Below are 744 nucleotides of genomic sequence, written 5' to 3'. Positions count from 1 at the left end.
TGCGGGTGTAGTTTAGTGGTAAAACTACAGCCTTCCAAGCTGTTGTCGCGAGTTCGATTCTCGTCACCCGCTTTATAAAATTAATTTATAAACCAAGCTATTTTGGCTTGGGCGCGTAGCTCAGGTGGTTAGAGCGCACGCCTGATAAGCGTGAGGTCGGTGGTTCGAGTCCACTCGTGCCCATTAGGAGAATTACTCAAGAGGCTGAAGAGGACGGTTTGCTAAATCGTTAGGTCGGGTAACTGGCGCAAGGGTTCGAATCCCTTATTCTCCGTTATCGTATTCTTATTTTAATATCATTTACTGTGTAATGTGCTTTTGAATTTTAAAGTCTTAATATTGTTATATGAGAGAGTCAGTTTGATTCTCTCTATTTTTCAGCACTTCGTCAACTGTAGTGGGTGACTTATAGCTAATATCTAGAGAGAATGGCACTGCACCCCAATAATGGGACACAAGAAAAACACTTTTATACGACCGACTTTCTGTATTGAACAGGAGATAAGTCGTTTAATCGCTGTTGAATTCTAGTTTCATGATAAAATGTGATGTCATTTTTGACAATATCTGTTATACTATCTTTAGTTAAGTTTCTCCAGTTATGGAGATAGAAGGTTTCAGACTTTAGGACGGAATGGAACCATTCGATACAGGCATTATCTGGCACTTCGTCAACTGTAGTGGGTGACTTATAATTAACATCTAGAGAGAATCGTTCCGGTTCTCTCTTTTTGAGTGTTTAAA

At 39.8% G+C, this 744-nt stretch carries 1 protein-coding gene and 3 tRNA genes; 3 read left to right on the top strand and 1 reads right to left on the bottom strand.

Annotated features, from left to right (window positions below):
* Nucleotide 1 precedes the first annotated feature (1 nt).
* From ACMZ6U_RS10610 to ACMZ6U_RS10600, 3 genes are all read left to right on the top strand, one after another.
* Nucleotides 2-72: transfer RNA gene (locus ACMZ6U_RS10610), tRNA-Gly, on the top strand.
* 37 nt (nt 73-109) lie between these two features.
* A tRNA-Ile gene (locus tag ACMZ6U_RS10605) sits at nt 110-183 on the top strand.
* Nucleotides 184-186: 3 nt separating this feature from the next.
* A tRNA-Ser gene (locus ACMZ6U_RS10600) sits at nt 187-274 on the top strand.
* A 195-nt stretch (nt 275-469) separates the two neighbouring features.
* Here the strand turns inward: ACMZ6U_RS10600 and ACMZ6U_RS10595 are convergent.
* Complete coding sequence (locus ACMZ6U_RS10595) at nt 470-667, bottom strand: IS3 family transposase (RefSeq protein ID WP_416108370.1); 198 nt, start codon at nt 665-667, stop codon at nt 470-472.
* Nucleotides 668-744 lie beyond the last annotated feature (77 nt).

The sequence above is a fragment of the Streptococcus pluranimalium genome, assembly GCF_047785745.1.
Lineage (GTDB): Bacteria > Bacillota > Bacilli > Lactobacillales > Streptococcaceae > Streptococcus > Streptococcus pluranimalium_B.
Note: the sequence above shows the minus strand (reverse complement) of the source record. Positions and strands in the feature narration are given on the sequence as shown.